Origin of the sequence: Limnovirga soli, from assembly GCF_013106755.1 — a bacterium.
GTDB lineage: Bacteria > Bacteroidota > Bacteroidia > Chitinophagales > Chitinophagaceae > Limnovirga > Limnovirga soli.
On record NZ_WHPF01000016.1, the window covers coordinates 107,011 to 114,965 of the forward strand.

Below are 7,955 nucleotides of genomic sequence, written 5' to 3' on the forward strand. Positions count from 1 at the left end.
TGCTTTAGGCAGGGTTTTTTGTTTATGCAGTTGAATGAATTATTTTAGTGCCAAATTGTTGGCATTGAAATCTATTTTAACTGAACAGGAACTGGCATTAAGCATTAAAAGACTGGCACACCAGATTCTTGAGAAACATCTTGACCTTGAAAATACGGTGATTATTGGCATGCAACCCAGAGGTATTTTTTTAAGCGATAGAATTGTAAACGAACTGGTATTACTGGAAGCCCCTGAAAAAATTGCTTACGGCAAGCTGGATATTACCTTTTACCGTGATGATGTAAGAAGGGAAATTAAGTTTGCAAATACCACCAATATACCCTTTAGCATAGAAAATAAAAACGTAATTATTATTGATGATGTGTTGTGGACCGGACGTACCATTCGTGCCGCTTTAGATGCGCTTAACGATTTTGGCCGGCCATCAAAAGTTGAATTGTGTGTGTTAATAGACCGCAGGTTTAACCGGGAATTGCCCATACATGCAGATTATGTTGGGCGCACCATTGATACCTTTTACTCACAAAAAGTATTTGTACACTGGAAAGAAAATTTTGGTGTAGACGAAGTGGTGCTGGTATAATGCTTTTTGCGTTAGGGATTGCAGCGTAAAGCCCACAGCCACGCCCCGTGGCGAGGACTTGTAGTGGAAAGCCCGGCCCAAAGGGCAACGCCCAATTTGCTACCCTTCTCCATTTGTTTTGAGAATAGCTAGCCAAAAGATATTCACATTAGAGACATGAAAAATAAAAAGCGGTTGCATAAACTAAAACTATCTATTAACTTCGCTTTTTAATGAAACTTACTACTCCACATTTGCTGGGTATTAAAGACCTTACGAAAGAGGATATTGAACTACTTCTTTCTACAGCAAAACAATTTAAGGAAGTATTACAGAGACCAGTTAAAAAGGTTCCTTCTTTAAGAGATATTACCATTGTAAACCTTTTCTTCGAAAATTCTACCCGTACCAGGATGTCTTTTGAGCTGGCCGAAAAAAGGCTGGGAGCCGATTCACTTAATTTTACTTCCAGCGCCTCATCGGTAGCAAAAGGCGAAACACTGCTTGATACGGTAAATAATATTCTAAGTATGAAGGTGGATATGGTGGTGTTACGCCATAGTGCCAGCGGCGCACCGCATTTTCTTGCCAAACATATTCCTGCAGCTATAGTAAATGCCGGTGATGGTATTAACGAACATCCCACACAAGCTTTACTGGATGCATTTTCTATGCTGGAAAAAAAGGAAACGCTTGAAGGCTTAAAAGTTGCCATCATTGGCGATATAATGCATAGCAGGGTGGCTCTAAGCAATATTTATCTGCTAAATAAAATGGGTGCCGAAGTAATGGTGGCTGGACCGCCCACATTAATTCCAAAGCATATAGTAGAAGCATTTGGCATTAGGGTAACTTATAATGTAAACGAGGCCCTTCAATGGTGCGATGTAGCTAATGTGTTACGTATACAGCTGGAACGTCAAAATCAACCGCTGTTCTCTTCATTAAGAGAGTATAACCTGGCCTATGGCATAAAACGCAGCATGCTGGAAAAACTAAATAAAGAAATTGTAATTATGCACCCGGGCCCCATTAACAGGGGCGTAGAATTAGATAGCGATGTGGCAGATGGTCCGCATTCTATTATTCTTAATCAGGTAGAAAATGGGGTAGCAGTGCGTATGGCAGCCTTATACCTGCTTAGTCCGCGTACACCATAACCATAACATTTTAATTATACAATGCCCATTCATTTGCGAGTGGGTATTTTTTTTAAAACAATAACCAATCTGTATATTACAGCGTATTTGCTGTATGCCAATAAGGGCTAAAACGGCAGGGTAGCAGGGCGTTACCCTTACGGGTCGGGCTTTACGCTGCAAGTCCTCGCCACGGGGCGTGGCTGCGGGCTTCACGCTGCAATCCCTAACGCAACAGCCAATACTATTATTCATGCCGTTGGTAAACGGTAAACCAGCATTCATAAACATGCAACAAAGAATTTGTCTTTTCCCGGGTACATTCGATCCTGTAACACTGGGCCATACCGATATCATCAACAGGGCATTGCCTTTGTTTGATAAAATTGTGGTAGGCATTGGAATGAATTCCTCAAAAGCACCCATGTTTCCCGAAGCACAACGCCTGCAATGGTTTAGAGAAATTTATATAAATGAACCCAAAGTAGATGTAAAAAGTTATGACGGATTAACTGTAGACTTTTGCAAAACTATAGGCGCCAATTTTATATTAAGAGGCATTCGTTTTGTGAGCGATTTTGAATACGAAAAAACCATTGCCGACGCCAACCGCATGCTGGATAGAAATATTGAAACCGTATTCCTTACCGGTGAACCACAATATAGTTCTGTAGCATCTACCATTGTGCGGGATATTCTAAAACACCATGGCGATGCATCTCCATTTTTACCACAGGCCGTTATTAATACTTTAAAAAATAAATAGTCTTGTCTACTTCTATCTGGTTTAATAAAAACATTGCACTGGCAAATTTGCAGCAATTAGGTAAGAATAATATGGGCGACCATCTTGGCATTTTGTTTACCGAAATAGGCCCGGATTTTATAAAAGCTACCATGCCGGTAGATCATCGTACCCATCAGCCTTATGGATTATTACATGGCGGTGCTTCTGCAGTGCTGGCAGAAACTTTGGGTAGTGTGGCATCTGCCATGGTTATTGATCATGAAAAATTTATTAGTGTTGGCATAGAAATAAATGCCAATCATGTACGTGGGGTACGCAGCGGTACTGTAACAGGCACCTGCACACCTATACATATTGGCGCCAGTACACATGTGTGGGATATTCATATTCAGGATGATGCCAATAATAAATTGGTATGTGTATCGCGTTTAACCGTATCTATTCTAAAAAGAAAATAGTAACAGGGTTATTTGCTTTTATACAGGCTAATAATTTCTGTAATGTTTTTATAGGTGTTGTGCAGGCATTCGTTAATTTGATTGTCATCCGCCCACATAATCTGCTCAATGTCTTCCTCGGTTTGGGGTACCAAAGTTTCATCTCCGGTGGTTTGCATCAGGTACCAGTGCGATTCTTTTATAACATCCTGTTGTATATAGGTATCAAAATATTCATGGTAAGTGATGCCCAGTAAAGGGCCCAATTGCAATTGCCAAACACCGGTTTCTTCACCTACTTCTCTTAATGCACATTCAGCTATGGTTTCACCTTCATCCAGTTTGCCTTTTGGTAAATCCCATTTGCCTCGTCTGAAAATCATCAACAATTCGCCTTTTTTATTGGTAACCAAACCGCCTGCTGCAATTATTTTTTTCATGAGTACCTTCATTTGTGCAAACAAAATTACTGGAAGCAATATAGTTTATGAACTTTTTATAATTGCCGGGGACTGATAATCACAAATAGATATTACTTTAGCTGCATTATTAAAGACAATATTATGACGAGTTCTAACGAGAAGGCAGTAGCAGAGAAATTATTACAAACAGGTGCAGTAAAATTAAGTCCGCAAGCACCCTTTACCTGGGCCAGCGGTTGGAAAAGCCCTATTTATTGCGATAACAGAAAAGTATTATCATTCCCCTATATACGCGATTTTGTAAAGAGCGAATTGTGCAATGTTATATTTGAACAATTCCCCGAAGCTGAATTGTTGGCAGGGGTGGCAACTGCAGGTATTGCCTGGGGTGCAATGGCGGCAGACCAGTTAAAATTGCCTTTTGCCTATGTTAGGCCAAAACCAAAAGAACATGGCATGGGCAATCAGATTGAAGGGGCTTATGAGCCCGGTCAAAAAGTAGTGGTAATTGAGGATCTTATTTCTACAGGTAAAAGCAGCCTGCAGGTAGTAGATGTATTGCGCAATGCTGGTGTAGAGGTAATTGGTATGGTATCTATTTTTAATTATGGTTTTGATAAAGCCACAGAAGCTTTTGCAGAAAAAAACTGCCGGTTTATTTCGCTTACAAATTATAGTGCCATGATTGAGCTGGCAGTAGAGAAAAATATTATTACCGCCGATTTGGAGAATGTGTTGATGCAATGGCGTACAGATCCGGCGGGGTGGACTGGTATTTAGGCTGTTATAACTGCTGCCATACATTTTGCAGTACAAGAGTGCGACGCAAGCAGGCTACAGGATAGCGATATAGTTGGGTTCAATATAAAAATATACTACATGAAAAAGGGATTAATCATATTGTTATTGGTTATTGCAGGCAATATTGCCCATAGCCAGGTAATGCAGCAAAAACCAGTGTGGGTTACTATTAGTTTACCTCAAATGAAATGCTGGGTGTGTAAAGAAAACCTGGAAGCCTATTTGCTACAGGAGAAGGGGCCCAACGGCGATGCAGGTATTATTAAAACCATGATTAACCTGGGTGCAGCCAATATGCGGGTGCAGTATTATCCTGACCGCATTACACTCGATTATATACGCACTTCTTTGAATAATGCAGGGTATGATGCGGATAGTACAAAAGCGGTTCCTGAAGCCTATAATATGTTGCCCCCCATTTGCAAAAGAAAAGAAGAAGGCGGTGGCCCACAGAAGGGAAAACCTTGTAATATTGACCCTAAATTATTGCAGAAATAATGGGGCCGGTTATTATTAGCAGGGTTACCATAGATGATATTGCAGTTCTCCAGCAACTAAGTATCAGCACCTTTACTGATACTTATGCGGCCTATAATACTGCTGAAGATATGGCTAACCATGTTGCCACCCATTTTAGCGAAACGGTGTTAATGGATGAGCTAAATGCTGCTGACAGCTTTTTCTTTTTTGCTAAAGTAGATAATGTTATTGCGGGCTATATAAAGCTGCGTACCTCTCATCAGCCTTTGGAATTAGAAGCCTACCAGTCTATAGAAGTTGAGCGCATTTATACAGATAAAACCTTTCACGGTAAAGGCATTGGATATGCCTTAATAGCATATGCCTTATTATTTGCTGCCGAACAGCAAAAACAGGTTATTTGGCTGGGTGTTTGGAAACAGAATGAAAAAGCCATTGCATTTTACCAACGGCAGGGATTTGAAATTTTTGGTGAGCATGTTTTTGTGCTGGGCCAGGATGAGCAGTGGGACTGGCTTATGAAAAAGCATTTGGCAGGCTAAATTTTTCCTTCAATACTTGTCGTATAATGGTTGATACTTCCCCGGCTTTATCCATCACCATCAGGTGTTCTCCTTTTTTGATGGTGTAATTACAACATACATTTTTATAGGGTAATATTTTATCGTGGGTGCCATGAATATGCACCAAATTGTCTGGTACAACACTATTATTCCAGTTAAGTAATGCATTAATGGCCCAGCGGTTAAAAACAGGATCACTATTTTTTATAAGGGTTTCATAAATGTCAATTGAAGCCGGATCTTTTAAACCAAATAACCATTTGGAGCGTAACATAAACCACTTATGTAATGCACCCGGTGCTGCCTGATGAATGGGCAGGTATTTACCCAACTGATAAAACCCCGGTATTTCTTTGCTGGTTTTAGCGCTGGAAATAAGAATGGTTTTTAAAGTTGGATGCAGCTTTGCCATTTCTGTTGCCAGCATACCACCAAATGAAAGGCCAATTACAATACTATCGTTGGGAATAAAGCTTTCCTGTAATCTTTTTGCATAAGCCGGTAAAGATTCATTTTGGCAGGGTGGCATCCAATCAATAAATACCGGTTCGTAATAGGGGGTATCTAAAAACTGAAAAACTGTTTTATCTGCCCCCAAACCAGAAAGAAAATAAATCTTCATTATTGTACTGCTTTACAGCAAAAGTATAGCAACCTGATACAAATAAAAAAGCATCAAGTTATGTATTGATACTGCTTTTACACATTACCCATACTAACCCGATGCTTTTGTGAGTTACTTTACTGCCCTGAAAAACTTGTTTCATTTTTGCCGGTCCTCATTACTTCAGACTTTAGCTTTAACGGATATGCTAGCATCTCCGGTGGCTTTATCAGTTCCTCTAAACGCTTAGTTTCCTTCTATCATTACATTTTTCAAAAATATCTATCGTTTTACCGATTTTTTATTATCAAAATAATGTGTTGATTTGTTAGATACTTTAGCTGTTTATTATGATATAAAAGTACATTCCATTTTTTCACAAACCTATTTTTTTGCCCTACTGTTCTGCACCAGTTTAGCACCATCTAATACACATTCCGTTGCGGAAAATTTACCGCAACCACCCATTAAGCTACCGTAACCAGGTAATAATTTTTCTTTCCTTTTTGAACCAGAATATAGGTGTTATGCAGTAACAAATCAATGGTAACAGGCATTTGCAGGTTATCGGCTTTTTTACGGTTAATGCTTATGCCGCCATTTTGCACCATCTTTTTAGCCTCGCCCTTACTGGGCATAATGCCGGTATCGGCCAAAAAGCTAATCAAATCAATACCTGCTTCAATGGTTGCTCTGGAAAAATTACATTTAACCACACCTTCCATTTGTTCCAGGTCCTCGGCGCTAAGGCTTTCTGCGGGTGCATTTTGATTGGCAAATAGTTTTTCGGTAGTAGCCAGTGCTTTCAGGTATTCCTCCTCACCATGTACAAACACGGTTATTTCTTTAGCCAGTCTTTTTTGCAGTAAACGCTGGGCAGCATCTGCTTCATGGCTGGCAATCAAAGTTTCAATATCAGTTGCAGGTATAAACGTAAAAATTTTAATCCATTTTTTGGCATCCTCATCTGCTGCATTTAACCAAAACTGGTAAAACAAATAGGGCGAGGTTTTCTCCCCATCCAGCCAAATATTGCCTTTCTCCGATTTGCCAAATTTCCCCCCATCAGCCTTGGTTAATAAAGGACAGGTAAAGGCAAAAGCTTCGCCACCGGCTTTACGGCGCACCAGTTCAGTACCGGTGGTAATATTACCCCACTGGTCGCTGCCGCCCATTTGTAATTTGCAATTATGGTTGGCATATAACCAGTAAAAATCGTATCCCTGTATTAATTGATAAGTAAATTCAGTAAAACTAATGCCCGTTTCGCCCTCAATGCGCTTTTTTACACTGTCTTTAGCCATCATATAATTAACGGTAATATGTTTGCCCACATCGCGTATAAAATGTAAAAAGCTCATTTCTTTAAACCAGTCGTAATTATTCACCATTACGGCTGCATTGGGTTTCGATTGGTCAAAATCAAGAAATTTTTCCAGTTGTTTTTTAACACCGGCCTGATTTTTAGCCAGAATATCTTCGCTAAGCAGGTTACGTTCTTCGCTTTTACCACTAGGGTCGCCCACCATACCGGTTGCACCACCTACCAGAGCAAAAGGTTTATGACCGGCTTTTTGTAAATGAACCAATAATAAAATAGGTACCAGACTACCAATATGCAAACTGTCGGCGGTAGGGTCAAAACCAATATAGCCCGATGTCATTTCTTTTGTCAATTGTTCCTCTGTGCCAGGCATTATATCCTGTATTAAACCACGCCATTGTAATTCTTTAATCAAGTTCATCTTGCAAGATTTGCGCAAAAGTAAGAGAATGTATAAATATGCAGCTTCAATTCTGTATACAATAAAGCAATTTATGTAGCCGGCAATGGGTTATATAATGAGGCTTTACTTGCCACGCTCGGTTCAGGGTTCGGGTTTCATAGCGGCAGTTTAATAACGTATATTGTTTTAAGGGTAATGCATTTGGCTATTAGCCATTAGCTGTTAGCCTTTAGCCAATAGCCAAACAGCCAATTACTGCTTCGTCATGCTGATCTTGTTTCAGCATTTCCTGGCAAAACACATCTGCTGTAACAATAGAGCCAGAATAAAATTCACCCACTGCCTCGTCATGCTGAACTCGTTTCAGCATCCCTTGGCATAACATTTTGCCACAGTGCAATTTGTTGTAGGCTGTCCCAAAGCCATTTGCAAACGCAAACCAATTATGATTGTTACACGCATCAAGATA

Annotated in this window: 11 protein-coding genes; 7 read left to right on the forward strand and 4 right to left on the reverse strand. The window is 40.0% G+C overall.

All coding sequences use genetic code 11. The annotated features are described in order from the left end of the window. Window positions 1-64: 64 nt before the first annotated feature. From pyrR to GD597_RS19355, 4 genes are all read left to right on the forward strand, one after another. Window positions 65-586 (forward strand): bifunctional pyr operon transcriptional regulator/uracil phosphoribosyltransferase PyrR, encoded by a 522-nt coding sequence (pyrR, locus tag GD597_RS19340; RefSeq protein WP_171609558.1) that lies wholly within the window; start codon window positions 65-67, stop codon window positions 584-586. Window positions 587-798: 212 nt separating this feature from the next. Next, window positions 799-1,725, forward strand: coding sequence for an aspartate carbamoyltransferase catalytic subunit (locus GD597_RS19345; protein ID WP_171609559.1), 927 nt, complete (start codon window positions 799-801; stop codon window positions 1,723-1,725). Window positions 1,726-1,993: 268 nt separating this feature from the next. Beyond that, window positions 1,994-2,470, forward strand: coding sequence for a pantetheine-phosphate adenylyltransferase (gene coaD, locus GD597_RS19350; protein ID WP_171609560.1), 477 nt, complete (start codon window positions 1,994-1,996; stop codon window positions 2,468-2,470). A 2-nt stretch (window positions 2,471-2,472) separates the two neighbouring features. Continuing rightward, a complete protein-coding gene (locus tag GD597_RS19355) occupies window positions 2,473-2,910 on the forward strand; it encodes a hotdog fold thioesterase (protein WP_235954362.1) in 438 nt (145 codons plus the stop codon). 8 nt (window positions 2,911-2,918) lie between these two features. On the opposite strand, the gene GD597_RS19360 is transcribed toward GD597_RS19355, so the two are convergent. Continuing rightward, entirely contained in the window at window positions 2,919-3,329 is a 411-nt protein-coding gene (locus GD597_RS19360; RefSeq protein WP_171609561.1) for an NUDIX hydrolase, read from the reverse strand. A 123-nt stretch (window positions 3,330-3,452) separates the two neighbouring features. On the opposite strand from GD597_RS19360, the gene pyrE reads away from it, so the two are divergent. The 3 genes from pyrE to GD597_RS19375 all read left to right on the forward strand — a co-directional run bounded on the left by pyrE (window position 3,453) and on the right by GD597_RS19375 (window position 5,134). Beyond that, window positions 3,453-4,091, forward strand: coding sequence for an orotate phosphoribosyltransferase (pyrE, locus tag GD597_RS19365; RefSeq protein ID WP_171609562.1), 639 nt, complete (start codon window positions 3,453-3,455; stop codon window positions 4,089-4,091). Window positions 4,092-4,190: 99 nt separating this feature from the next. Beyond that, window positions 4,191-4,610, forward strand: a complete 420-nt coding sequence (locus GD597_RS19370; RefSeq protein WP_171609563.1) for a hypothetical protein — start codon at window positions 4,191-4,193, stop codon at window positions 4,608-4,610. Then, window positions 4,610-5,134: a GNAT family N-acetyltransferase gene (locus tag GD597_RS19375; RefSeq protein ID WP_171609564.1), complete on the forward strand. Its 525-nt coding sequence runs from the start codon at window positions 4,610-4,612 to the stop codon at window positions 5,132-5,134. The genes GD597_RS19370 and GD597_RS19375 overlap by 1 nt, the downstream gene beginning before the upstream one ends. On the opposite strand, the gene GD597_RS19380 is transcribed toward GD597_RS19375, so the two are convergent. From GD597_RS19380 to GD597_RS21915, 3 genes are all read right to left on the reverse strand, one after another. Continuing rightward, window positions 5,109-5,777: an alpha/beta hydrolase gene (locus tag GD597_RS19380; protein ID WP_171609565.1), complete on the reverse strand. Its 669-nt coding sequence runs from the start codon at window positions 5,775-5,777 to the stop codon at window positions 5,109-5,111. The genes GD597_RS19375 and GD597_RS19380 overlap by 26 nt on opposite strands. Window positions 5,778-6,226: 449 nt before the next feature. Beyond that, complete coding sequence (gene tyrS / locus GD597_RS19385) at window positions 6,227-7,504, reverse strand: tyrosine--tRNA ligase (protein WP_171609566.1); 1,278 nt, start codon at window positions 7,502-7,504, stop codon at window positions 6,227-6,229. 211 nt (window positions 7,505-7,715) lie between these two features. Further along, window positions 7,716-7,955 (reverse strand): hypothetical protein (locus tag GD597_RS21915; protein WP_216368634.1); only part of this gene is annotated, 240 nt, incomplete at its 5' end.

Excerpts from the sequence above, each read along its gene's own strand:
- GD597_RS19345 (WP_171609559.1), top strand. The coding sequence starts at position 799 with ATGAAACTTACTACTCCACATTTGCTGGGTATTAAAGACCTTACGAAA.
- coaD (WP_171609560.1), top strand. The coding sequence starts at position 1,994 with ATGCAACAAAGAATTTGTCTTTTCCCGGGTACATTCGATCCTGTAACA.
- GD597_RS19360 (WP_171609561.1), bottom strand. The coding sequence starts at position 3,329 with ATGAAAAAAATAATTGCAGCAGGCGGTTTGGTTACCAATAAAAAAGGC.
- pyrE (WP_171609562.1), top strand. The coding sequence starts at position 3,453 with ATGACGAGTTCTAACGAGAAGGCAGTAGCAGAGAAATTATTACAAACA.
- GD597_RS19370 (WP_171609563.1), top strand. The coding sequence starts at position 4,191 with ATGAAAAAGGGATTAATCATATTGTTATTGGTTATTGCAGGCAATATT.
- GD597_RS19375 (WP_171609564.1), top strand. The coding sequence starts at position 4,610 with ATGGGGCCGGTTATTATTAGCAGGGTTACCATAGATGATATTGCAGTT.
- GD597_RS19380 (WP_171609565.1), bottom strand. The coding sequence starts at position 5,777 with ATGAAGATTTATTTTCTTTCTGGTTTGGGGGCAGATAAAACAGTTTTT.
- tyrS (WP_171609566.1), bottom strand. The coding sequence starts at position 7,504 with ATGAACTTGATTAAAGAATTACAATGGCGTGGTTTAATACAGGATATA.